At 70.1% G+C, this 24,259-nt stretch carries 22 protein-coding genes; 6 read left to right on the top strand and 16 right to left on the bottom strand.

Annotated features, from left to right (window positions below; all coding sequences use genetic code 11):
• Positions 1–106 precede the first annotated feature (106 nt).
• Together J4H91_RS02460 and J4H91_RS02455 are read left to right on the top strand one after the other, a co-directional pair.
• Entirely contained in the window at positions 107–1,093 is a 987-nt protein-coding gene (locus J4H91_RS02460) for an asparaginase domain-containing protein (protein ID WP_208044670.1), read from the top strand.
• Positions 1,093–2,454: an acyltransferase family protein gene (locus tag J4H91_RS02455; RefSeq protein WP_208044669.1), complete on the top strand. Its 1,362-nt coding sequence runs from the start codon at positions 1,093–1,095 to the stop codon at positions 2,452–2,454. The genes J4H91_RS02460 and J4H91_RS02455 overlap by 1 nt, the downstream gene beginning before the upstream one ends.
• Here J4H91_RS02455 and J4H91_RS02450 read toward each other — a convergent pair.
• The gene (locus tag J4H91_RS02450) at positions 2,400–3,410 is read right to left on the bottom strand and encodes a glycerophosphodiester phosphodiesterase family protein (RefSeq protein WP_208044668.1); all 1,011 of its coding nucleotides are present in this window, start codon (positions 3,408–3,410) and stop codon (positions 2,400–2,402) included. The two genes, J4H91_RS02455 and J4H91_RS02450, sit on opposite strands and share 55 nt — an antisense overlap.
• A 110-nt stretch (positions 3,411–3,520) precedes the next feature.
• Here J4H91_RS02450 and J4H91_RS02445 point away from each other — a divergent pair, with 110 nt between their 5' ends.
• Positions 3,521–4,345: a Bax inhibitor-1/YccA family protein gene (locus J4H91_RS02445; RefSeq protein WP_208044667.1), complete on the top strand. Its 825-nt coding sequence runs from the start codon at positions 3,521–3,523 to the stop codon at positions 4,343–4,345.
• 79 nt (positions 4,346–4,424) lie between these two features.
• Here J4H91_RS02445 and J4H91_RS02440 read toward each other — a convergent pair whose 3' ends face one another.
• From J4H91_RS02440 to J4H91_RS02390, 11 genes are all read right to left on the bottom strand, one after another.
• Positions 4,425–5,396 carry an NYN domain-containing protein gene (locus tag J4H91_RS02440; protein WP_208044666.1) on the bottom strand — a complete coding sequence of 324 codons (972 nt, stop codon included), beginning with the start codon at positions 5,394–5,396 and terminating at the stop codon, positions 4,425–4,427.
• A 95-nt stretch (positions 5,397–5,491) separates the two neighbouring features.
• Entirely contained in the window at positions 5,492–6,634 is a 1,143-nt protein-coding gene (locus J4H91_RS02435; RefSeq protein WP_208044665.1) for an aminotransferase class V-fold PLP-dependent enzyme, read from the bottom strand.
• 9 nt (positions 6,635–6,643) lie between these two features.
• The gene (locus tag J4H91_RS02430) at positions 6,644–8,179 is read right to left on the bottom strand and encodes a Na+/H+ antiporter NhaC family protein (protein WP_208044664.1); all 1,536 of its coding nucleotides are present in this window, start codon (positions 8,177–8,179) and stop codon (positions 6,644–6,646) included.
• A 187-nt stretch (positions 8,180–8,366) separates the two neighbouring features.
• Complete coding sequence (locus tag J4H91_RS15845; protein WP_341783396.1) at positions 8,367–8,906, bottom strand: helix-turn-helix domain-containing protein; 540 nt, start codon at positions 8,904–8,906, stop codon at positions 8,367–8,369.
• Positions 8,907–9,147: 241 nt separating this feature from the next.
• On the bottom strand, positions 9,148–10,731 hold the full coding sequence (guaA, locus tag J4H91_RS02420; protein ID WP_208044662.1) for a glutamine-hydrolyzing GMP synthase: 1,584 nt from the start codon (positions 10,729–10,731) through the stop codon (positions 9,148–9,150).
• Positions 10,728–11,204 (bottom strand): DUF3817 domain-containing protein, encoded by a 477-nt coding sequence (locus tag J4H91_RS02415; RefSeq protein WP_208044661.1) that lies wholly within the window; start codon positions 11,202–11,204, stop codon positions 10,728–10,730. The genes guaA and J4H91_RS02415 overlap by 4 nt, the downstream gene beginning before the upstream one ends.
• 101 nt (positions 11,205–11,305) lie before the next feature.
• Complete coding sequence (locus tag J4H91_RS02410) at positions 11,306–12,178, bottom strand: SURF1 family cytochrome oxidase biogenesis protein (protein ID WP_243752551.1); 873 nt, start codon at positions 12,176–12,178, stop codon at positions 11,306–11,308.
• Positions 12,179–12,180: 2 nt separating this feature from the next.
• On the bottom strand, positions 12,181–13,302 hold the full coding sequence (locus tag J4H91_RS02405; RefSeq protein ID WP_208044660.1) for a GuaB3 family IMP dehydrogenase-related protein: 1,122 nt from the start codon (positions 13,300–13,302) through the stop codon (positions 12,181–12,183).
• A 96-nt stretch (positions 13,303–13,398) separates the two neighbouring features.
• The gene (locus J4H91_RS02400) at positions 13,399–15,015 is read right to left on the bottom strand and encodes a solute symporter family protein (protein ID WP_208044659.1); all 1,617 of its coding nucleotides are present in this window, start codon (positions 15,013–15,015) and stop codon (positions 13,399–13,401) included.
• Entirely contained in the window at positions 15,012–15,440 is a 429-nt protein-coding gene (locus tag J4H91_RS02395; protein WP_208044658.1) for a DUF485 domain-containing protein, read from the bottom strand. Before J4H91_RS02395 ends, J4H91_RS02400 begins: the two co-directional genes overlap by 4 nt.
• Positions 15,441–15,506: 66 nt before the next feature.
• A complete protein-coding gene (locus J4H91_RS02390; RefSeq protein WP_341783395.1) occupies positions 15,507–17,486 on the bottom strand; it encodes an AMP-binding protein in 1,980 nt (659 codons plus the stop codon).
• 104 nt (positions 17,487–17,590) lie between these two features.
• Here J4H91_RS02390 and J4H91_RS02385 point away from each other — a divergent pair, with 104 nt between their 5' ends.
• Complete coding sequence (locus tag J4H91_RS02385) at positions 17,591–18,511, top strand: helix-turn-helix transcriptional regulator (RefSeq protein WP_208044657.1); 921 nt, start codon at positions 17,591–17,593, stop codon at positions 18,509–18,511.
• A 133-nt stretch (positions 18,512–18,644) separates the two neighbouring features.
• Here the strand turns inward: J4H91_RS02385 and guaB are convergent, their stop codons facing one another.
• The 3 genes from guaB to groES all read right to left on the bottom strand — a co-directional run bounded on the left by guaB (position 18,645) and on the right by groES (position 21,526).
• Complete coding sequence (gene guaB, locus J4H91_RS02380) at positions 18,645–20,147, bottom strand: IMP dehydrogenase (protein ID WP_208044656.1); 1,503 nt, start codon at positions 20,145–20,147, stop codon at positions 18,645–18,647.
• A gap of 73 nt (positions 20,148–20,220) precedes the next feature.
• The gene (rarD, locus tag J4H91_RS02375; protein WP_341783394.1) at positions 20,221–21,150 is read right to left on the bottom strand and encodes an EamA family transporter RarD; all 930 of its coding nucleotides are present in this window, start codon (positions 21,148–21,150) and stop codon (positions 20,221–20,223) included.
• A gap of 79 nt (positions 21,151–21,229) precedes the next feature.
• Complete coding sequence (groES, locus tag J4H91_RS02370; RefSeq protein WP_208044655.1) at positions 21,230–21,526, bottom strand: co-chaperone GroES; 297 nt, start codon at positions 21,524–21,526, stop codon at positions 21,230–21,232.
• Between the two features lie 250 nt (positions 21,527–21,776).
• Between groES and J4H91_RS02365 the strand changes: the two genes are divergently transcribed.
• The gene (locus J4H91_RS02365) at positions 21,777–22,232 is read left to right on the top strand and encodes a DUF4190 domain-containing protein (RefSeq protein WP_208044654.1); all 456 of its coding nucleotides are present in this window, start codon (positions 21,777–21,779) and stop codon (positions 22,230–22,232) included.
• Positions 22,233–22,237: 5 nt separating this feature from the next.
• Positions 22,238–23,473: a THUMP-like domain-containing protein gene (locus tag J4H91_RS02360; RefSeq protein WP_243752550.1), complete on the top strand. Its 1,236-nt coding sequence runs from the start codon at positions 22,238–22,240 to the stop codon at positions 23,471–23,473.
• Positions 23,474–23,581: 108 nt separating this feature from the next.
• Here the strand turns inward: J4H91_RS02360 and J4H91_RS02355 are convergent, their stop codons facing one another.
• Positions 23,582–23,884, bottom strand: a complete 303-nt coding sequence (locus J4H91_RS02355; protein ID WP_208044653.1) for a DUF4190 domain-containing protein — start codon at positions 23,882–23,884, stop codon at positions 23,582–23,584.
• Positions 23,885–24,259: the final 375 nt, after the last annotated feature.

Genomic DNA, 24,259 nt, shown 5'->3' with positions numbered 1-24,259 from the left:
GCTCGACCCCTGACAACGGCGCCGCGCCCGCCGGCCGCACCGCGCGACCGCGCCTCCCGCGAGGCCCCGGTCCTCCCGCGCCCCGCTCCGGTGCGACAATAGACGGATGGCAGGAGTTCTGGTCTTCGCGACGGGCGGCACGATCGGCATGCGCGAGACCGAAGCGGGGCTCGCCCCCGATCCCGAGTTCCCCGACATCCTCGAGGGCGTCGTCGCGCGCGTCTGCCGCCCCCTCGGCATCGAGCACCGCGTGAACCACCTCCTCCCCGCCATCGACAGCTCGAACGCCGACGCCGACACGGCGCCGGGCATCGCGCGCGCCATCCGCGCCCGCGCCCGCCTGCAACGCCCCCGCGGCGTCGTCGTGACGCACGGCACCGACACGCTCGCCTACACTGCGGCGAGGCTCGCATTCGACCTCGCCGACCTCGGCGCCCCTGTCGTCGTGACCGGCAGCCAGCTGCCTCACGGATCTCTCGGCACCGACGCGTTCGACAACCTGTCGCTCGCGCTGCGCACCGCGGTGCGGGCCTCCCCGGGCGCGCCCGCGTCGATCGCCTTCGGCGGCGGGCTGCTGCCCGCGGTCCGGGCGACCAAGCACGACAGCCGCGCGTTCCAGGCCTTCCGCGCCGAACTGCCGCTCGCCGCGAGCCCCGAGGGCGTCCCGGCGAGCCGCAGCGGCGACGGCCCCACCAGGTCGGCCCGCGTGCTCGCCTTCCGCTTCACCCCGGCCGTCACCGCGGCGGACCTCACCGCCGCGGCCGGGGCCGGCCCCCAGGGGATCGTGCTCGAGTGCTACGGCAGCGGCAATGGCCCCATGGCCCGGCCGGGCATGCTCGGAGCCCTGCGCGAGATCGCGGCGAGCATCCCAGTCGTCGCGATCACCCAGTGCGCGATCGGCGGCGTCGACCTGGGCCGCTACGCCGTCGGCCGCGAGCTCGCCGCCACCGGTGTGATCGACGGATCCGACCTCACGGTCGAGGCGGCGATCGCGAAACTCGGATACCTGCTCGACCTCGGGTACCGCGGCGACGAGCTGCGATCCCTCATGGAGCGCAATCTGGTCGGGGAGTGCAGCGGGGTGCGCGGCTGATGCCGACCGCTCCCGAGCCGGGGCGCGCGGCGGGCGGTGCTCCGCCGCGCGGTTCGGGCGAGGGATCCCTTGCGGCCCGAGACCTCTCGATCGACGCGGCGCGCATCGGCTCTCTGCTGCTCGTCGTGCTCATCCACCTGCTCATGATCGGCGCGGAGGCCGGGCCCGACGGGGTCGTGCTGTCTCGCCCGCTCGAGGCGCAGCCGTGGTTCGCGGCGGCGACCTGGGTCGGTCAGATCATGCCGCTGTTCTTCGTGCTGGGCGGCTACACGGGCATCCGGTCCTGGCGCAGCGCGGCGGCGCGCGGCGAGCGGTGGTGGCACTACGTGCGCGGCCGGGTGCTGCGGCTCGCACGTCCGGCTCTGCCCTTCTTCGTCCTCTGGCTCGCGGTGCTCGCGGGAGGCAGGGCGGCAGGCGTCGATCCCGCACTGCTCGACGCGGTCGCTGCGGGTGCGGGCACGCCGCTGTGGTTCCTCGCCGCGTTCCTGCTGGCGCAGAGCGCGGTGCCGCTGTTCGCGCGGTTGCACGACCGCGCCCGCACGCCCGCGCTCGCGGCGCTGCTGCTCGCCGCGGTCGCCGTCGACGCGCTCCGCGTCGCGACCGGCGTCGACGCGATCGGCTGGCTGAACTTCGTCTTCGTGTGGTGCTTCGTGCAGCAGCTCGGTTTCATGCTGCTCGACGGATCGCTCTCCCGTATCGCCCAGCGGCGCGGAGGCGCCGCCCGGCTGCTCGCCGTCGCGGCCGCCGGCTACCTGCTGCTGTGGGCCGGTGTCGCCGCGGGCTGGCACTCCCCCGACATGCTGCACAACCTCAACCCGCCCACGGTTTCGCTCGCCCTGCTCGGCGTCTCGCAGATCGCCCTCTTCGAGCTGCTGCGACCGACGCTGCGGCGGTGCATGGCGGCTCGCCCCGTTCAGGCGGTCGCCTTCCTGGTCGGCTCGCGCGCCATGACGGTCTACCTCTGGCATCTGCCGGTGATCATCGCGTTGACCGGCCTCGGCCTGCTGCTGCCCGGAGGCGGACCGGCTCCCGCATCGGCGGCGTGGTGGGCGACGCGCCCGCTCGTCTACCTCGCGGTGCTCGCGATCGTCGTGCTGCTCGGGGCGCCCCTCGGGCGCTTCGAGCGGGTGCCCGCCGCGCTCGCGGAGCGCGCGGCGTCGCCCGCGGCGGTCGTGGTCGCCGCGGGGCTCGCCTTCGCGGCGGCGTTCTGGGTGACGGTCTCGGGGCTCGGTTTCGCGACGGCGCTCTGCGGCACGATCGCGGTCGCGACGGCGGTGCTGCTGGGTCGAGGGTCGGCGAGGGATCCCTACGCGCCGCCCGCGGCCAGCGCCTCGCGAGCCGAGCACCCGAGATCGGGGTGATCGACGAAGATCCCGTCGACGCCCGTGCGCAGCACGGCACCGAACTCCCCCGCCCAGTCGCCCCACTCGGCCGTCTCGCCCGCAGTGCGGCGGCCCCGGCTCAGGAAGCGGTTCTCGGGCCGCAGAGTCCAGGTGAAGACCAGCAGGCCGCGCTCGTGAGCGCGCCCGACGAGATCCTGCCCGGAATCGCCGACGAGCAGCGACTTGTCCACGCTGATGCCGTCGACGCGGCCCGCGAGCAGTTCGAGGCCGGCGTCGCCGCGGTACCACCCGTAGTCGCGCGAGGGTGCGCCGGGCAGCGGCTCGTCGGCGGGCCCGCCCGGCACCTCCATCAGGAAGACGTAGGAGGCGGGCAGACCTGCGTCGCGCAGCCGATCGATCACGCCCAGCTCGAACGACTCGACCACGAGCCGCTCCGGGCGCGCGTCCCACCCCGTCGCCGCGAGCTCGTCGAGCAGCAGCGCGCCGAGGTCGATGCCCAGGTCGAGGAAGTAGCGGGCGTGCTTCACCTCGACGACCACGCCGAGAGGCCGGTCGAGCCGAGCGCACTCCTCGTCGACGATCACCAGCACGTCGCGCAGACGCAGCAGCGGTTCGGCTCCGTCGTAGTCGCGGTTGCCGGGGCGCGTGCCGCTCAGCCGCTCGCGGCAGCGCAGGGTCGACAGCTCGGCCCAGGTGAAGTCCTCCGTGAACCAGCCCGTGAGGCTCTCGCCGTCGACCGTCTTCGTGGTGCGGCGATCCGCGAACTCGGGGTGCTCCGCGACGTCGGTGGTGCCCGAGATCTCGTTCTCGTGCCGCACGACGAGCACGCCGTCGAGGGTCGCCACGATGTCGGGCTCGACGAGGTCGGAGCCGAGCTCGAATGCGAGCCGGTAGGCCGACTCGCTGTGCTCGGGACGGTACCCGGACGCCCCACGATGTCCGATGATCAGGGGCGCCTGCTCCGAATACCGCATGCGCACCAGCCTAGGGGAAATGCGAAGTCACAGCCCCCGCAAAGCCCGAGCTGGGTAGTCTGGAATCACCATACCCATCAGGCCCATACGCCAGGAGAGGATTCCGACGCATGAGCAACCCCGCCCTCAGCAACAACCCGGCGCTCAACGGCAGGTCGCTGACCGCCGATGAGCTGCGCCGCATCTACGAGCAGCCGGCGGCGCAGACGCACCGCCCCGGCATCGACGAGCCTGCGACGGAGGCCGGCTTCGGCGCCCAGCAGCCCCCGGTCATCACGCCCTCCGACAAGCCGATGACCTACGAGAACACCATCTCCAAGACGTTGGTGCTCTTCCTCGTCGTGCTCGCGTTCGGCGCCGTCGGCTGGTTCATGCCGATCCTCGCCCTGCCCGCCGCGATCATCGGCCTCGTGCTCGGTCTCGTCAACTCCTTCAAGAAGCAGCCGAGCGTCCCTCTCATCGTGCTCTACGCCGTGTTCCAGGGCGTCTTCCTCGGCGGCATCTCGGGCATCTTCGAGGCGCAGTGGTCTGGCATCGTCTCGCAGGCGATCATCGGCACGCTCTCGGTGTTCGCGGTGACCCTGCTGCTCTTCCGCAGCGGCAAGGTGCGCACGAGCCCCAGGCTCAACAAGATCTTCCTCATCGCGCTCGTCGGCTATGCGGCCTTCTCGCTCGTGAACTTCGTGATGGTCATGTTCGGTCTCACCGACAACCCATGGGGTATGCGCTCGGGCTGGCTGGGAGTCGCCATCGGTGCGCTCGCGGTGCTGCTCGCGGCGTACTCGCTCGTCATGGACTTCGAACTGATCCAGAACGGCGTGCGCAACCGCGTTCCCGAGAAGTGGGCGTGGTCGGCCGCGTTCGGCCTCATGGTCACCCTCATCTGGCTGTACGTGGAGATCCTGCGCATTCTCGCGATTCTGCGCGGCGACTGACCGCGCCTTCGCAGAGAAGACGGGAGGGCCCGGCCGAATGGCCGGGCCCTCCCGTCTTCTCATGTCCGAGCCGAGTCTCCTACGACTGATCGCGCAGTCGCACGAGCCGCTCGTGCCCCGTCTCCTCGAGTTCGACCACGTCGGAGCGGGAGCGCAGGAAGTCGGAGAAGGTGCGGAAGCCGAGCGCCTTCTCGTTGAACGAGGGATCCATGCGCCGCATCTGCTGCTTCACCGCGGAGCTGTACAGCCAGCCCGAGTCGTCCTTGTCCTGGCTGAGCCAGAGCGCCCGGATGAGGAGTCCGGTCACCGCGACCTCGGAATCGTCATCCGAGTCGGTGAAGGCGTCGAGGTCTTCGAGCTCGGGTTCGGGCGCGGCGTGCTCGGCCGCGGTCTCGGGCTTCCGCTTCGCCGGCGCTTCCTCCCGCTGCGGGGCGTCCGCCCCCTTGCCGCGGCGCTGGCGCTTGGCCGGCTGCTCGCGCTCGACGGCTTCGACGCCGGGCAGGGCGTCGTACGAGGCGAACTCGTCGCAGGCCGCCGTGAGCGCCTTCGCCGTGGAGCCGGCCACGCCGATACCCACGACGTAGCGGCCCAGCCGCTTGCAGCGCTGCGCGAGCGGCACGTAGTCGGAGTCGCCGGCCACGATCACGACGTGGGTGAGGTCGTCGAGCCGGAACATGTCTTCCACCGCGTCGACCGCGAGGCGGATGTCCGCTCCGTTCTTCGCGTAGGCCGCCGCCGGGAAGAGCTGCACGAGGTCGACCGCGCGGGCCACGAGCTGGGAGCGGTACTCCGCATTCATGGGCGCCGACCAGTCGGCGTATGCGCGCGTCAGCACGAGCGTGCCGAACGAGGATGCGTAGTCGATGATCGCGCCGACGTCGACGACCGCGGCGCGCAACCGCGCGGCGATCTCCGGGTCGTCGGGATTCTCGGCGATGCGCTGGCGATCCCTCGCGAAGGAATTGCGACCGTGCACCCGGTCGTACCAGGAGAGCACGATGTTATCGAAGTCGAGGTAGACCGCAACGCGGCCGTTCTGAGTATCCGGCACTCCCCCAGTCTGACAGGCGCGGCTGAGTGAGGCGATCCCTCGACCCCGTTCGGGCGGGGATCCCTCGCGATCCCCGCCCGAACGCCGCCGTCGCGTCAGCGCACCTCGCGCAGCGCCGAGACCAGCGCGTCGATGTCGCGCTCGGCCGAGTAGGCGTGCAGCGAGAGGCGCAGCCGCTCACCTCGGGGCGAGGTGCCGATGCGCCGCTCGGCGAGGCGCGCGGCGAGATCGTCGGGATCCTCGCCGATCACGGCCACCTGGGGACCTCGGTGCGCGGCGTCCTCCGGGTAGTCGAGCTGCAGGCCGAGCCCGCGCAGCTGCTCGGCGAGGTACTCGCGAAGCCCCACGATGTGCTCCCACGCGGCGGCGGGGTCGAGCTTCGCGACCATCTCGAAGCCGGCGACGCCCGCGTAGGCCGAGGGGATCGGATGGGTGCCCAGCTCGAAACGGCGCGCGTTGGCCGGGTAGTCGACGCCCGCGGGGTCGAACGCGAACGGGTTCACCCGGCCGAACCAGCCCGTCAGGGCGGCGGGGCGCTCCACGTTCCCGCTGTCGCGCACGTAGAGCATCGCGATGCCGGGCAGACCGAGCAGGTACTTCAGGTTGCCCGTCACGAGGTAGTCGCAGCCGAGCCCATCGACCGAGAAGGGCACGACGCCCGCGCCCTGGTAGGCGTCCACGAACACGAGCGCTCCGACCGAGTGGGCGTGCTCGACGACGCGCTCGATCTCGGGGCGGGTGCCGTTGATGTAGCTGACGAGAGGGATCGACACGAGTTTGGTGCGCTCGTCGATGAGCGGGATCCAGTTGTCGGCGTGCAGTGCAGCCTCGACGCCCTCGACGTTCACGACGTCGATCCCGTCGCGCTGCGCGCGCCACACGTTGCCGACCGAGGGGAACTCGAGATCCGAGGTGACGAGGCGGTTGCGCTCGCCGCTCCAGTCGAGCGAGGAGACCACCTGGAAGGCGCACTCGGAAGCGCAGGAGAGGACGGCGACGTTCTCCCCGCTGGTGCCGAGAAAGCGGCCGGCGAGGGATCGGTACTCCTCCACCTTGGCGACCCACGCGCCCCACGGCGCCTGCGCGTCCATGAGCCCGGCGGTCATGCGCTGCATCGTGTGGGCGAGGTGATCGGAGAGCGCGCCCTGGCTGCAGCTCGCGAAGTGCGGCGCATCGTCGAGGGCGGGGAACAGCGTGCGGAACTGCGCAGGGGCGAGCGGTGCGGGAGTGGCGGACATGGTTTCTCCTTAGCGGGTTTCGGTCGTGGTGCGGGTGCGCTGGTCGCCGACGGCGGTCGGGTCGGCCTGCGGCGCGTCGGCATCGAGGTCGGCCGCGCGCGAGGGATCCTTCTCGACGGAACCGCCGATGCCCTCGTATCTGCGACCCCAGCCGGTGAGCACAGCGGTGAGGATGACGCAGGTGAGCACGAGCGGGTAGAAGGCGCCCGTGAAGATCGACATCGGGTCGAGCGCCGGGGCGGATCCCTGATCGACCGTGAGCAGGCTCGCGATGAACAGGAAGGAGCTCACCACCGGCACGACACTGCCGAGGCCGAGTGCGAAGCAGTCCATGACGTTGGCGCGGCGGAACGGGTGCAGCTTCACCTGGGCGCCGATGCGATCGGCGATCGGGCCGAAGACCAGCATCGACGGGCCGTTGACCCCGGCGAAGAGGGTGGTCGTCGCGAGGATGCCGGCACCGATCGCGAGCTCTGCGCGTCGCGGCGTGGTGACCCAGCCGCTCGACACGACCTTCTCGACGAGGCGGTCGAGCACGCCCGCGCTCTCGAGCACGCCGAGCATCGCGAAGATACCCACGTTGAGCCCGATGATGGGCAGGATGTTCGCCACCCCGCCGATGAGGAAGCCGGTGATCGCGTCACCCTCGACGCCGATGATGCCCGCGGGCTCGAGCACGCCGCTCAGCAGGCCGACCACGATGCCCGATACGAGGCCGGCGGTCACGGCCTTGAAGATGTTGCGGGTGACGATCGCCGTGCCGAGCAGCACGACGACGGCGATGAGCATCCAGAGCCCGGCTGGAGAGAAGTCGTCGGGCGAGACACCGGCCACGGCCTCGCTGCCCGGGGAGACCAGCGTTCCGATGCCGAGGAAGAGGCAGAACGCGATGGCGGCGGCCGTCAGCGAGTAGCGCAGCCGGCTGCCGACCACGCCGGGCACCTCGGCCGTGCCGTCCTTGGTGCGGTAGCGCTGCGTCGTCGAGGAGATGACCGTCGAGTCGGAGATCGGAGCGAGGTTGTCGCCGAAGAGGGCGCCCGACAGGATGGCACCCGCGAGCAGCACGGGATCGGCACCCAGCACGAAGCCGGCCGGGTAGAAGATCGGGAAGGCGGTGAACATCGTGCCGAGGGACGATGCGGTGGCCATGGCGATGGCACACACGGCCGCGAAGGTGATCGCGATGAAGAGGCCGCCGTGCACGCCGAGCGACAGGGACAACCAGATGAATCCCTCGGAGATGCCGGTCGACTTGATGAGCGAGGAGGTGAGGCCGATCGAGAAGAGGAGCAGGATCAGGATCACGGAGGTCTTCGAGGAGACGCCCCGAGCCGCGGCCTCCCAGAAGGCGTCGTAGCGACGCGCGAAGGGCGCCGCGATGAAGAGCCCCGCGAGGGCAGCTGCGGTGAGCGCGTTCATGTCGAACGCGCGGAAGACCACGAAGAAGACGATCGTCGAGACGACGAACACGATCGGCGCGATGAAGGCCCCGAGCAGGCCGATCCGGAAACTGAGGAGGGGCGCTGCGGCCCGGTCTTCACTCATGAGGCACCTTTGTCTGTTCTGAGTTCGAAGTGGGCACCGCCGTTCGCGGTGCCGCGGCGCGAGGATCGCGCTCGACTCAGTTTACTCAAACAAAAGCGAAATTCAATATCAGTGAAACTGATGAGGTGCTCGCTCACCGCGGAGTCGGAGACGCGCACTCCCCCATCGGACGCGCCCGGCCCGGCGGTCAGTAGCTGGGCGGCGTCACCGACAGCGTGAACCGCACCACCGCCTCGGTCCGGTTCAGGAAGCGGTGCGGATGCGCAGATGCGAAATACGCGCTGTCGCCCGCAGCCAGCTCGACCTCCTCGCCGTTCACCTCCAGCGTCAGCGTTCCCGCCAGCACGAGCACGCACTCCTCGCTCGGCGCATGCGCCCACGGCTCCTCACTCGACGCAGCCCCGGGAGCCAGCTCCCCCATCAGCACCTCGAGCCGACCGCTCCCCGGCGACACCCGCGAATACGAGAGACCACCGCGCGGCGTGCGCACGACCATGCGCTCGTCCTCCCGCACGACGCGCACGGGGCCGTCCTCACTCTCCGAGAAGAAGTCGAACAGCGGCGTTCCCAGCGCACGCGCGATCCGACGCAGCGCGTCGAGGCTCGGATCGCTGTTCCCGTGCTCGATCTGACTGATCTGGGCCGGCGACAGCCCGGCGTCGCGCGCCAGTTGCTGCGCCGTCATTCCGATCGACTGCCGCTGTCTGCGAATGCGTTCTCCAAGCACCCCGATATCTTGTCACACTCCCCGCTCAGGACACGCAAGCGGCCCGGGCCGATCCCTTCGGATCGACCCGGGCCGCAGCGCTCTACGAGCGGGAATGAGCAGCTTCGCGGCTAGTATCCTCCGTGCTCCGCACGTCGGCTGAGCGCGGGGGCGCGCTCAGCGGCAACGCCGCGCAAAGCTCCGCTTTGCTTTGAGCGGCTGGCCGCCCCCTCGATCGAGTGGGAATGCGCAGCTTCGCGGCTCATTCCCACTCGATGGTCCCCGGGGGCTTCGAGGTGACGTCGAGCACCACGCGGTTGACCTCGGGCACCTGGTTCGTGATGCGGTTCGAGATGCGTGCGAGCACATCGTAGGGCACGCGGGTCCAGTCGGCCGTCATCGCGTCCTCCGACGAGACCGGACGCAGCACGATCGGATGGCCGTAGGTGCGGCCATCGCCCTGCACGCCGACCGAGCGCACGTCGGCGAGCAGCACGACCGGGCACTGCCAGATCGTCTGGTCGAGACCGGCCGCGGTCAACTCCTCGCGAGCGATCGCGTCGGCCTCGCGCAGCGTCTCGAGGCGATCGCGGGTCACCTCGCCGACGATGCGGATGCCGAGACCGGGGCCCGGGAACGGCTGACGGCCGACGATGGCCTCAGGGATGCCGAGCTCGCGGCCGATCGCGCGCACCTCGTCCTTGAACAGGGTGCGCAACGGCTCGATGAGCTCGAAGTCGAGGTCTTCGGGGAGGCCGCCGACGTTGTGGTGCGACTTGATGTTCGCGGTGCCGGCGCCGCCGCCCGACTCGACCACGTCGGGGTAGAGCGTGCCCTGAACGAGGAACTTGACCTTCTCACCCGAGGCCTTTGCCTCGGCGACGAGGTCGAGCTGCACCTTCTCGAAGGCGCGGATGAACTCGCGGCCGATGATCTTGCGCTTCTGCTCGGGGTCGGTGACGCCCTCGAGATGCCCGAGGAAGGTGTCGGCGGCGTCGACGGTGATGAGGTGCACGCCGGTCGACTCGACGTAGTCGCGCTCCACCTGCTCGCGCTCGCCCTTGCGCAGCAGGCCGTGGTCGACGAACACGGCGGTCAGCTGGTCGCCGATGGCCTTGTGCACGAGCGCGGTCGAGACGGCGGAGTCGACGCCGCCCGACAGCGCGGAGATGACGCGCGCATCGCCCACCTGCGCGCGGATGCGCTCCACCTGCTCGGCGATGACGTTGCCCGCGTTCCAGTCGGAGGGGATCCCGGCGACCTCGTGCAGGAAGTTCTCGAGAATGCGCTGCCCGTGATCGGAGTGCTTCACCTCGGGATGCCACTGCACGCCGTAGAGCTTGCGCTCGGGCGATCCGAACGCCGCGACCGGGGTGACCGCTGTGCGGGCGAGCACCTCGAAGCCCTCAGGTGCCTGCTGCACGGCGTCACCGTGGCTCATCCACACGTTCTGGGTCTCGGGCTGCCCGCCGAGGATCGCACCGCCACCGCCGACGACGACCGCCTCGGTCGCGCCGTACTCGCGGTCGCCGGTGTTGCCGACCACTCCGCCGAGCGCGCTCGCCATGACCTGGAAGCCGTAGCAGATGCCGAGCACGGGCACGCCGAGGTCGAAGATGCCGGTGTCGAGCCGCGGCGCACCCTCCTCGTACACGGACGAGGGGCCGCCCGACAGCACGATGCCGAGCGGCTGCTTGGCGGCCACCTCGGCTGCGGTGATGGAGTGTGGCACGAGTTCGGAGTAGACCCCCGCCTCCCGCACGCGGCGCGCGATCAGCTGCGCGTACTGCGCACCGAAGTCGACGACGAGAACCGGTTTCTGCGCCGTGTTGGTCTGTTCTGTCAAGAGGGATCCTTTGCGCTTTCGTAGTCGGGAGCCGCTGGAACGGCTGCGGTCGAATCGAGGAACTCGGTGACCTCGCGCACGATGCGGGCCTCCAGGAAGAAGGACATGAAGGGGATCACGCCGCCGAGCGCGATGAGGATGAAGCGCCAGAAGCTCCATCGCATCGGGCTCCACAGCATGAAGTCCGAGACGAGGTAGACGACGTAGAACCAGCCGTGCGCGATGAGGATGGCCCGGAACAGATCGAAGCCTTCGGGCTTGAACTCGCTCTCGAGCCCCTCCTGCGCGATCGGGTAGAAGTGCGCGAAGCCGTCGGGGGTGAAGAGGAAGAGCTGCACGCCGAAGGCGTATTTCATCACCATCACGGCGCAGAGCAGCAGCAGCATGACGCCGGTGATCACCGAGGTCACCTTGTACAAGCTCAGCGCTTTCCGGATGCGCGGATAGTCGGCGGGCTTGGGCTGCAGTCGCATGATCTCCATTCTATCGAGAGGTTGCCTTAGAGGTCGCGCGGAACGGGCGCCGCCTTCGACAGGCGCAGAGGGCGGAAGCGGGCTCGGGGAATGGAGGCGGCTCAGACGGACGAGTCGACGCCGTCAGCGGCCTCCAGCAGTTGCAGCTCGTGCTCCTTCTCCCAGGCGTCGCGCGCGAGCCTGAACCACAGGAAGACCGCGAAGCCCGCGAACACGATCCACTCGATCGCGTAGAACACGTTGAGCCAATTCACCGACTCGGGGGCCTCCGGGGCGACCGAGTCGATCGGATCGAGACCCGCGGTGTCGAGGAGCTCGGACGCATCGCCCGTCGGGTGCATGACGAGGTATCCGGCGTAGGCCGGTCCGTCGACTCCGTTCCAGAGGTTGACGAGCTGCGCCGGCACCATGCTCTCGAGGAGCGAGGGATCCTGCCCGGGCTCGGGAACCGTCGGCCCCTCCGACGGCATGAACCGCCCCTCGAGCTCGCGTTCGCCGGTGAACTCCGGGTCGGAGGAGAGCTGCGCGACGACCCGTTCGGCGGCGCCCTCGTCGGGCGCCCAACCCACGGCGACGGCGAGGTGGGATCCCTCGCCATCGTCCGAGGCCGGGGTCACCAGGTGCGCGACCACCCAAGCGCCCCGCTCCCCCGCGTTGTCGCGGGGGGCGACGACCCGCAGATCGTCGGCGCGGAAGGCGCCCGGAACCGTGACCACGGCCCCGGCGGCGGCCTCCGTCACCGGCGCGCCGGGTTCGGCGAGGTCTGACAGGGGCCGCGGCGTCTCGAACTGCGAGGTCTCGTGGGCGTCGGTGCGGATCGCGTTGTCCATCTGCCACCTGCCGAGCCACGCGAAGACCGCGGCGACGATGAGGGCGAGCAGGAGCGCGAGGATCCACTGCGGGCGCAGCATGACGCGTGCGAGCGTCGGATCGCCCAGGTACTCCGGGCGGCGCGATGACGTCGTGCCTGACAAGATCAGCGTTCGGCGTGGACGATGCCGACCCGCTGGAACTCCTTGACCTCGGAGTAGCCGGTCGTGGCCATGGCGCGGCGCAGAGCCCCGACCAGGTTGGCGCTGCCGTCGGCGACATGCGCGGGCCCGTTCACCACCTCGGCGAGCGGCGCGACGGGTTCGACGCGGAGGCGGCGGCCGCGCGGCAGATCCTCGTGGTGGGCCTCCTGCCCCCAGTGCCAGCCGAGGCCCGGGGCGTCTGAGGCCTTCGCGAGGGCCGCGCCGAGCATCACGGCGTCGGCGCCGCAGGCGATCGCCTTGATGAGGTCGCCCGAGGTGCCGAGCCCGCCGTCTGCGATCACGTGCACATAGCGGCCGCCGGACTCGTCGAGGTAGTCGGAGCGGGCGCCGGCCACATCGGCGATCGCGCTCGCCATGGGGGCGCGGATGCCGAGGGTCGCACGGGTGGTCGAGGAGGCGCCGCCCCCGAAGCCGACGAGCACCCCTGCCGCACCCGTGCGCATGAGGTGCAGCGCCGACTGGTAGGTCGCGGCGCCGCCCACGATCACGGGCACGTCGAGCTCGTAGATGAACTGCTTGAGGTTGAGCGGCTCGCGGCCGGGCTCGGCCACGTGCTCGGCCGAGACGGTGTTGCCGCGGATCACGAAGAGGTCGACGCCCGCGTTCACGACGGTGTCGGTGAACTCGGCGGTGCGGTGCGGCGAGAGCGCGCCGGCGACGGTGACGCCCGCCTCGCGGATCTCACCGAGGCGGGAGGTGATCAGCTCGGGGCGGATGGGAGCCGAGTAGAGCTCGCGCATGCGCTTCACCGCGGTCACCTCGTCGTCGATGCCTGCGAGCTCGGCGAGCAGGGGCTCCGGATCCTCGTGGCGCGTCCAGAGGCCCTCGAGGTTGAGCACGCCGAGACCGCCGAGACGGCCCAGAGCGATCGCGGTGGCCGGCGACATGACGGAGTCCATGGGGGCGCCGAGCACCGGGATGTCGAAGTGGAACGCGTCGATCGCCCACGCGGTCGAGACGAGTTCGGGATCGCGGGTGCGCCGCGTCGGCACGATGCCGATCTCGTCGAAGGTGTATACGCGCCTCGCGCGCTTGCCGCGGCCGATCTCGATCTCGTTGCTCACCCCGCCAGTCTACCCGGCCTCCTCTCGGAGATTCGCGAGCGACCTCCACCCGCCCGGGGCGGGGCGCGCGGAGGGCGCTCGCGAGAGACAGCCGACTCAGTGCTGCACGGGCGGCTCCGCGCCGTGGCCCGTGAGCGCGCGCACCTCCATCTCGGCGGCCAGGCGCTTCGACTCGCGACCGGGATCGGTGATCGACCCCAGCCACCCGAGCAGGAAGCCGAGCGGTATCGAGATGATGCCCGGGTTCTTCAGCGGGAAGATCGCGAAGTCGAGTCCATCTCCGAGCATGGCGGCGGGATCGCCCGACACGACCGGCGAGAGGGCGATCAGCAGTACGGCCGAGACCAGTCCGCCCACCATCGACCACACGGCGCCGCGGGTGGTGAAGCGACTCCAGAACAGCGAGTACAGGATCGTGGGCAGGTTCGCCGAGGCCGCGACCGCGAAGGCGAGCGCCACCAGGAAGGCGATGTTCTGCCCCTGCACGCCGATTCCGCCGAGGATCGCGGCCGCGCCGATCACGAGCGTCGTGATCTTCGCGACACGCACTTCCTGCTTCGCCGACGCCTGCCCCTTCCTGATGACGCTGTTGTAGATGTCGTGGGCGAACGAGGCCGAGGCCGTGATGGTGAGCCCCGCGACCACGGCGAGGATCGTGGCGAACGCGACCGCCGAGATGAAGCCGAGCAGCAGCGGGCCGCCCAGGTGCAAAGCGAGCAGCGGTGCCGCCGAGTTCTGGCCGCCGGGTGCGTTCGCGATCGTCTCGGGCCCGACGAGAGCCGCGGCGCCGTAGCCGAGCACGAGGGTGAACAGGTAGAAGATGCCGATCAACCAGATCGCCCACACGACTGAGCGCCGCGCCTCCTTCGCCGTCGGCACGGTGTAGAAGCGCATGAGCACGTGCGGCAGGCCCGCGGTGCCGAGCACCAGGGCGAGGGCGAGCGACACGAAGTCGATCGGGTTGGCGCCGTACTGCAGGCCCGGTGCGAGGATCGCCGCACCGTTCGCGTTCTCGGGGTTGTTGACGGCGGCGTCGAGCACGGCGCCGAAGTCGAGGCCCTTGAGCGCGAGCACCCACACCGTCATCGCGCCGGCGCCCGCGATGAGCAGCACGGCCTTGATGATCTGTACCCAGGTGGTGCCCTTCATGCCGCCGATGAGCACGTAGAGGATCATGACGACCCCCACGACCGCGATCACGAGCGACTGCCCCAGCTTGTCGTCGATCCCGAGCAGCAGCGACACGAGGCCGCCCGCGCCCGCCATCTGCGCCAGCAGGTAGAAGAAGCAGACCGCGAGGGTCGTGAGCGCCGCGGCCATGCGCACGGGCTTCTGCCGCAGCCTGAACGACAGCACGTCGGCCATCGTGAACTTCGCCGTGTTGCGCATGAGCTCGGCGACGAGCAGCAGCGCCACGAGCCAGGCGACGAGGAAACCGATCGAGTAGAGGAAGCCGTCGTAGCCGTTGATCGCGATCGCGCCGCAGATGCCGAGGAACGACGCCGCCGAGAGGTAGTCGCCGGCGATCGCGAGCCCGTTCTGCCTGCCCGAGAACGAGCGCCCGCCCGCGTAGAAGTCGGCCGCGCTCTTGTTGTTGCGGCTCGCGCGGATCACGATGACCATCGTCACCGCGACGAAGGCGAGGAAGATGCCGATATTGAGCACCGGGTTCTGCTGGCCGGTCTCGGTCAGGTGGAAGATCTGCGCGGTCATCGGGCGCCTCCCTCGGTGCCGGTGGTGCCGTCGAGGCCGTCGGTGTCATCGCTGTTGCGGGTGCCGACGGCGCCTGAGGGATCCGCACCGCGCTCGATGTCCTCGAGCTCGCCGCGCAGTTCGACCGTGGCGGGATCGAGGCGCTTGTTCGCGAACGACACGTACCACATCGTGATGCCGAAGGTCGTGACGAACTGCGCCAGGCCGAGCCACAGCCCGACGTTCAGGCCCAGCAGCGGACGCGCCATGAAGTCGTGCGCGTAGGCCGCGAGGACCACGTAGAGCAGGAACCAGATCATGAACGCGGCGGCGAGCGGGAAGACGAAGCGCCGGAAGCGGTGCTTGTACTCCTGGAACTCCGGGCGCGCCTGGAACGCCTCGTAGTCGATGGGGGTCTCTTCGAACCCCCGGGGTTCATTGGACATGGGGCCTCCTTGCCTCATGGATGGGAAGATCTGGGATCGGACGGGGAAGATGAGGGATCGCGCCGCTCAGCGCGGCACCGACACCGCCTGCGTCGGCGGAGCCGAGACCGTGTCGCCGAGGGCCTCGATCAGCGCGTCGATCACGGTCGGATCCTCGATGGTGGCGGGCACTCGGTACTCCTCGCCGTCGACGATCTGGCGCATCGTCTTGCGCAGGATCTTGCCCGAGCGCGTCTTCGGCAGCCGTTCCACGATGGTGACGTCGCGGAAGGCGGCCACGGGCCCGATGTGCTCGCGCACCATGCGCACCAGCTCGGCCGCAAGCTCCTCGCGCACCACCTCCTCGCCGTGCTTCAGGGTGACGAAGCCCGCGGCCCGCTGCCCCTTGAGCTCGTCGTGCACGCCGATCACCGCGCACTCGGCAACGGCGGGGTGCTGCGTCAGCACCTCCTCGAGCGAGCCCGTCGAGAGCCGGTGCCCTGCAACGTTGATCACGTCGTCGGTGCGGCCCATCACGAAGAGGTAGCCGTCCTCGTCGTAGTGCCCGGCATCGCCGGTGGCGTAGTAGCCGGGGAACGCCGACAGGTAGGAGTCGACGAAGCGCTGCTCGCTCCCCCAGATGCCGAGCAGCGCGCCAGGCGCGAGCGGCAGCCTGATCGCGATGTTGCCCTCGACGCCGGGAGCCGTGATGTCCTCGCCTTTCGAGTCGACGATGCGCACGTCGAAGCCGGGCATGGGCACCGAGGTCGAACCGGCCTTCGACGGCAGCGTCTCGATGCCGAGCGGATTCGCGCAGATCATCCAGCCGGTCTCGGTCTGCCACCAGTGGTCCACCACCGGCACTCCGAGACCGTCGTTGATCCAGTGCCAGGTTTCGGGATCCATCCGCTCGCCCGCGAGGTAGACGGCTCGCAGCGAGGAGAGATCGTACTTCGCGAGCTCGACGAGCTCGGGATCCTCGCGCCGGATCGCGCGAAGCGCCGTGGGTGCTGTGGAGAGCATCTTCGCGCCGTAGCTCGAGAGGATGCGCCAGAAGGCCCCGGGATCCGGCGTTCCCACCGGCTTGCCCTCGTAGAGCACCGTCGTGCCGCCCGCGAGCAGCGGCCCGTAGACGATGAAGGAGTGGCCGACCACCCAGCCGACATCGGAGGCGGTGAAGATCGTGTCGCCCGGGCCGAAGTCGTAGATGTTGCGCATCGCCCAGCCGAGCCCGACCGCGTAGCCGCCGCTGTCGCGCACCACGCCCTTGGGGCTGCCCGTGGTGCCCGAGGTGTAGAGGATGTAGAGCGGATCCTCGGAGCGCACGGGCACGGGATCGGCCGGCGTCGCCCGGTCCTCGAGCTCCGCCCAGTCCCGCCACGCGATCCCCTGCTCGTCCGCGTAGTCGGCGGCCGAGCCCGGCACGGCGTCGCGGTCGCGCACGATCACCGTCTCGACGCCCGACTCCGGGCCGCCCGCGATCTCGAGCGCCCGCTGCACGAGCGGCAGGTACTCGACAACGCGATTCGGTTCGAGGCCGCCCGAGGAGGTGACGATCACGCGGGGCTTCGCGTCCGCGATCCGGACCGCGAGCTCGTTCGCCGCGAAGCCGCCGAAGACGACCGAGTGGATCGCGCCGATGCGCGCGCAGGCGAGCATCGCGATCACCGCTTCCGGCGTCATCGGCAGGTAGATCAGCACGCGGTCGCCTGCGACGACGCCCGCGTCGTGCAGCACGCCAGCGAAGCGGGCCACGTGATCCCTCAGCTGCTCGTAGCTGATGCTCGCGCGGGTGCCCGTCATCGCGGAGTCGTAGATCAGGGCCGCCTCGGCGCCGCGCCCGGCCTCGACATGCCGGTCGAGCGCGTTGTAGCAGACGTTCAGCCTGCCGTCGGGAAACCACCGCCACTCGCTCGCGCTGCGCTCGTCGATGGTGCGGGTCGGCCGGGTCTCCCAAGACACGCTCTCGGCCGCATCGAGCCAGAACGCGTCGCGATCCTCGATGCTCCGTGAGATGACCTCGGGATAGCGATCTCCTGGGCGGGGAACAGATATTGCTGTGCTCACTCATTTCTCCTTTGAAACCAGCGCGGCCATGCGGCCGTCGTGTGCGTGGATTAGGCTATTGAGCGAGGGGGCCCACCCAATACCCCCGAAAGTTGGTAGTCCCGATGCAGCGACTCGATCCGCAGGCCCACCAGAACCTGCTCGATCTCGCAGTGGCCGAGTTCGCGGCCGCGACCCGCTTTCCCCTCGTCTTCGGGGGCTTCGAATCGCGAGGGATCGCGACCGTGACGTCGATCACGGGCAACCGCACGCAGAGCCTGCTCGGCCTGTGCGTGCACTCCGGCCGAGGCCTCGGCGGCAGGGCCATGATCGAGCGGCGGCCCCGGTTGACCATGGACTACCGGAGCTCGCGCCACATCACCCACGACTACGACTCGCAGGTGCTCGGCGAAGGGATCCGGGCGCTGTTCGCCTATCCCGTCATCGTCGGCGGCGCCACCAGGGCCGTGCTCTACGGGGGCGCGCGCACGAGCACGTTCGGAGGGGCCGAGTTCGCGCAGGCGGCGGCCTCGGTCGGTGCCGAGCTCGCTCGCGAGATCGAGGTGCAGGACGAGATCGATCGCCGGGCGACGCGCCTCGCCGCGCGCCTGGCGACGGAGCAGGCGCCCCGGGGGCTGCCCGGACCCGTGCTCGAGACGCTGCGCAGCAGCCACGCCGAACTGCGCAGCATCGCGGCAACGGTTCACGACGAAGCGCTGCGCAGCCGCCTCGCCCGGCTCGAGCGCAGTCTCGCGACGATCGAAGCCGCCTCACCTGAGAGCTCCGCCGCCTCGCTGCGCATCGAAGCGACGCAGGCCGATACCGCTGAGGCGTCCGAGGGCGGCGATGCGCCGCGGCTCACCGCCCGCGAACTCGACGTGGTCTCGCACGCGGCGCTCGGCGGAACGAACGCCGAGATCGGGCAGGCGCTGGGCCTCGCCGAGAGCACCGTCAAAAGCTATCTCAAGACGGCGATGTCGAAGCTCGAGGCGTCGACCCGCCACGCGGCGGTCGCGACGGCCAGGAGACACGGCCTCATCCCGTGAGGGATCCCATCCATCCCGCCCGTTGAGCGAGGCGGAGCCGAGTCGAAACCAGAGGGCGCGCTCCTCGATTTCGACTCGCTCCGCTCGCTCAATCAGCGGAGGGGGCTCCGCTCTTTCACTCCGGGCGACGGGCCTACTTCTTGTAGTTGGGGGCCTCCACGACCATCTGCACGTCGTGGGGGTGCGACTCCTTGAGACCCGCGGCGGTGATGCGCACGAACTCGCCGCGCTCCTTGAGCTCCTCGATCGTGTGCGCGCCGACGTACATCATCGACTGCCGCAGGCCGCCGATGAGCTGGTGCGCTACCGAGCCGAGCGGGCCGCGGTAGGCGATCTGACCCTCGATGCCCTCGGGGATCAGCTTCTCGTCGCTCGCGGCGTCGGCCTGGAAGTAGCGGTCCTTCGAGTACGAGGTGCGCTCGCCCCGCGTCTGCAGCGCGCCGAGCGAACCCATGCCCCGGTAGTTCTTGAACTGCTTGCCGCCCATGAAGACGAGGTCTCCGGGGCTCTCGTCGGTGCCCGCGAACAGCGAGCCGATCATCACGGACGAGGCGCCCGCGACGAGCGCCTTCGCGATGTCGCCGGAATGCTGCAGCCCGCCATCGGCGATCACGGGTACTCCCGCGGGAGTGGCGGCCTTGGCGGCCTCGTAGACGGCCGTGACCTGGGGCACACCGACGCCCGCAATGACGCGAGTCGTGCAGATCGAGCCCGGACCGACACCCACCTTGACCGCGTCGACGCCGGCCTCGACGAGCGCCTTGGCGCCGGCGTAGGTGGCGACGTTGCCGCCGATCACGTCGACACCGTCGAACGCGGGGTCGCCCTTGATCTTCGCGATGATGTCGAGCACGCCCTTGCTGTCGCCGTTCGCGGTGTCGACGACGAGCACGTCGACGCCGGCCTCGACGAGCGCCGTGGCGCGCTTCCAGGCGTCGCCGAAGAACCCGACCGCGGCCCCGACGAGCAGACGCCCTTCCGCGTCCTTCGCGGCGTTCGGGTACTCCTCCTCCTTGTCGAAGTCCTTCACCGTGATGAGCCCCGTGAGCTTGCCGCTGTCGTCGACGAGCGGGAGCTTCTCGATCTTGTGCTGGCGGAAGATGTTCGCGGCGTCGGCGCGGGAGATGCCCGTCGGCCCCGTGATGAGGGGCATCTTCGTCATCGCCTCCGAGACGCGCACCTGGGCGCGATCCTTGGGGTCGATGAAACGCATGTCGCGGTTCGTGATGATGCCGAGCAGGGTGTCGTTGGAGTCGACCACGGGCAGGCCGGAGACGCGGTACTCCCCGCACAGCGCGTCGACCTCGGCAACCGTGGCGTCGACCGTGGTCGTGACGGGGTTCGTGATCATGCCGGCCTCGCTGCGCTTGACGCGGTCGACCATCTCGGCCTGATCCTGGATCGAGAGATTGCGGTGCAGGATGCCGAGGCCGCCGTTGCGGGCCATCGCGACCGCCATGCGCGTCTCGGTCACGGTGTCCATCGCCGCCGAGATCAGCGGGATGCCGATCCTGATGCGGCGCGTGAGCCGAGTGGAGGTGTCCGCCTCGCTCGGGATGACATCGGTGTGCGCGGGGAGCAGCAGCACGTCGTCGTAGGTCAGACCGGTGAACGCGAAGGGGTCACGCTGTTCCATGGAACCTCATCTGTGTTGTGGTTGGAGCCTGGTGGATGCCGAGGGTCCGCTGATCGAGGCCCCGCACCTCATATCAGTCTAAGGGAACAGGCTCCGTATTCGTCTGACCGCCGGGCGGACGGCGCAGTTGACCGAGCATGTCGACGATGAGGATCACGAGCGCGACCCACACCGCGATGAATCCGATCCAGCGACCGGAGGTCATCTCCTCGTGCAGCACGAGCGTGCCGTAGAGGAAGCTCATGATCGGGGTGAGGAACTGGACGAAGCCGAGATAGGAGAGCGGAAGCCTCCGCGCCGACTCGCCGAACAGGATGAGCGGCACGGCGGTGAGCACGCCGCTGAAGAGCACGAAGAACGAGACTGCGGCGCCGTGCGAGAAGGCTTCGAGGCCCGTGAGCGCCGATATGAGAACGAGCTGGAGGGCGCCCACCGGCGCGGTCACGAGCGTCTCGATGGCGAGGCCGGTGATGCCGTCGACCGCCTCGCCCCCGGCCTTGTGCGCGAGGCCGTAGAGACCGAAGGTGAGTGCCAGGCCGAGCGCGATCCACGGCACCGTGCCGTAGGCGATCGCCGCGATGAGCACGCCGACGGCGGCGACCGAGACCGCCGCCCACTGCAGACGCGTCAGGCGCTCACCGCGGAAGACGACCCCGAGCAGGATCGTGAAGAGCGGGTTGATGAAGTATCCGAGCGCCGTCTCGATGACGTGCCCCGTCATGACGCCCACGACGAAGAGCTGCCAGTTGGCGTAGAGCATGATTCCTGAGAGCGCGAACCAGCCGAGCTGGCGCGGGCTGCGCACGATGCCGAGCACACGGCCCCAGCGCCGGGAGATCGTGACGATGAGGGCGCAGAACACGAGGGTGGCCGATACCCGCCACGGCACGACCTCGAGGGGGTTGACGGCGGAGAGGAGGCCGAAGTAGATGGGGAAGAACCCCCAGATGACGTAGGCGCTGATCCCGTAGGCCAGGCCGGCGCGGGTTCGTCTCACCGGCACGGCCGACCCCCCTCGATATGACGGAGCGGGCCCGCCGATCGCAGGGATCGGCGGGCCCGCTCGATGCGCGGCCTGAGGCTCAGCGCTCGACGATCGCGAGGATGTCGCGGGCCGAGAGCACGAGGTAGTCGGTGCCGCCGACCTTGACCTCGGTGCCGCCGAACTTCGAGTAGATCACGAGGTCGCCGACGTTGACGTCGAGCGGGATGCGGGTGCCGTTATCGGAGACACGACCGGGGCCCACGGCCACGACCTCGCCCTCCTGGGGCTTCTCCTTGGCGCTGTCCGGAATCACGAGACCGGAAGCGGTGGTCTGCTCCGCCTCGACCTGCTTGATGACGATACGATCCTCGAGCGGCTTGATGGCTACCGACACGGTTGACCTCTTTCCAATGACGAAAGTGACTCTCGCACCCGACCACCTCGGCCGGGCCCTGCAGCCGATTCTAGGGGCCGCATTGGCACTCTCGCAAGGCGAGTGCCAATCAGAGGGCGAGGGATCGCCGAAAGCGAACGCCGCGCACCCACCGGCCGGCCTCCGGCCTCCCGAGCGGCCCTGTGGGATAATCGGGACCAGTGCTCCGGCGCGCTCGCGCGGATGCCGTAACGACGGAATCGAGGATCCCATGTCGAACACCGCCCCGCAGCATCAGGCCGGTCCCGCGCAGCCGACGCAGCCCCTGCCGCCTTACACGGCGCCGACGCAGCCCTATCAGGCGGCGCAGCCGGGCTACGCGCCCGCGCAGGCCTCCCCCGCACCGGCGCCCGCGGGAACGAAGGTCTCCGACACCAACACCTTCGCGCTGCTCTCGATCATCCTCGCGTTCATCGCCCCGCTCGCCGCCATCATCTTCGGCCACATGGGGCTCAGCCAGATCAAGCGCACCGGCGATGCCGGCCGCGGCATCGCGCTCACCGGCACCATCATCGGCTACGCCTACTTCGTCGCGATCGGCCTCTTCATCATCTTCTACATCGGCATGCTGGTGATGGTCTTCGGCACGATGGGCGCCGCGTTCTCGAGCATGGATTCCTTCGGCTCCGGCGACTACTCCTACGACGACTACTCGTACGACTACTGATCCCGTTGCCCGAAGCCGCGATCGTCGCAGCGCCTCCCGGCTGGGAGGCGCTGCTCTCGTCGAACGGCGCCGAGACGCTCGCCACGGCCGAGCGCGAGCTCGCATCGGGGAGCGACAGCATCCGTGTCGGCGCTGAGCTGCGCACAGCAGGCGTCGACTCCGATCTCATCGCCGCGGTGCTCACTCAAGCCGAGCTGCGCCGACGCGCAGCGGCGAAGTTCGGCCCGCTCGCCGAGCTCCTGCTCTTCACCCCGGCGGGCCTCGAGCAGGCGACCCGCGCGCCGATCGCCGCGCTCCACGCGGCGCGCTTCGCGGAGGCGGGGTGCCGCAGCGTCGCCGACCTCGGGTGCGGCATCGGCGCCGAATCGCTCGCGCTCGCCTCGGCAGGGATCCGCCCGCACGCCGTCGAGTTGGATCCCTTCACGGCCCGCATCGCGGAGCACAATCTCGCCGCGGTCGGCAGCGAAGCCCCGGTGACGGTCGGCGACGCGGAACGGATGCCGCTGCCCGCCGAGGTCGACGGCGTCTTCCTCGACCCGGCGAGGCGCACGGCGGGGCACCGCGACACCCGCCGCGTCGCATCCCCCGATGACTACTCCCCTTCGCTCGGCTTCGCGTTCGCCCACGGCGACCGTCTGCCGACAGGGGTCAAGCTCGGTCCGGGTCTCGACCGCGAGCTGATCCCCGACGGAGCCGAAGCGCAGTGGGTGTCGTCCGACGGACAGCTCGTCGAGATGGGGCTCTGGTTCGGCGCGGTCGCACGCCCGGGTCTCGGCCGCGCAGCCCTCGTGCATCGCAGCGGCAGGGGCTCCTCACCCGACGAGGCGCACGAGCTCACCGCTCCGGCCGATACGCCCGACGCCGACGAGCGACCGCTCGGCGAGTTCCTCTACGAGCCCGACGGGGCCGTGATCCGCGCCCGACTCATCGGCTCCCTCGCGGAACGGCTCGACGCCGGGATGGTGAGCGGGCGCATCGCCTATCTCACGGGCGACCGCGCGGTGGCGACACCGTTCGCGACCGGTTTCCGGGTGCTCGAGGAACTGCCGGTCAAGGAGAAGGAGCTGCGCCGCGCACTCGCCGACCGCGGCATCGGACGGCTCGAGATCAAGAAGCGAGGCGCCGACGTCGACCCCGCCGCCCTGCGCAAGCGGCTGAAGCTGCGCGGCGCCGAGGGTGCGACGCTGTTCCTCACACGCGCCGGCGGACGCCACGTCGCGCTGCTGGCCGAACGCCTCTGAGACGTCGTCGCACGGGATCGGGCGCAGGAGTAGGCGTTCACACCCTCGGAAACGCCGCAGCCGGGGCGCGCCGCCCAGCGGCCCGCCCCGGCTGGTGATCGGCCCGGGTCAGTAGTTCATGATCGACGTCATGATGATGAACCCGATGATCGAGGAGATCACCGAGAGGCCGAGCGCCACCGAACCCGTGATGATGCCGCCGAGCGCGAGGCCCTTCGCCTGCCCCTTCTTACGGGCGATGATGCCCATGACGAGGCCGAGGATGCCGCCGACGTAGCCGAGCAGCGCGAACAGGAAGGCGAAGAGGATGCCGCCGATGCCGCAGCAGAGCGCCGCGATCGCAAGGCCGTTCGACTGCGGTGCGGCGTAGCCCGTCTGGCCTGCGCCCGCCGGTGCGCCGTAGGAGGGCATCGCCGGAGGCGCGCTCGGGGTGCTGGGAGCACTGGGAGCGCTCGGCGCGCCGAACGACGGGGCGGCGCTCGGGGCCTGAGGCGCGCTCGGAGACTGAGGCGCGCCGGGAGTCTGGGGTGCGCTGGGAGCGCTCGGGGTGCTCGGCGCCGTAGGGGTACTGGGAGCACCGGACTCCGGCTGCGAGGGCGCCGCGTCGGGCGCCGGGTTGGTCTCGGGCTGATCGCCTGGGAGGTTGTCGGACATCATGCTCCTTCTGCGTTCTGAGCCGGCGGGGAGCGGATTCTTCCGCCCCGCCCGTACTACACACTAACGAGAAACCCGCATTCCGTTCAGGTTTCACCGGAGTTTCCGCGTTCGTGCGATGTCGGGTTCCGG

Source organism: Leucobacter ruminantium, from assembly GCF_017565705.1.
Taxonomy (GTDB): Bacteria; Actinomycetota; Actinomycetes; order Actinomycetales; family Microbacteriaceae; genus Leucobacter; species Leucobacter ruminantium.
The sequence above is the reverse complement of the archived record's forward strand: the minus strand, read 5'-3'. Positions and strand labels throughout refer to the sequence as shown.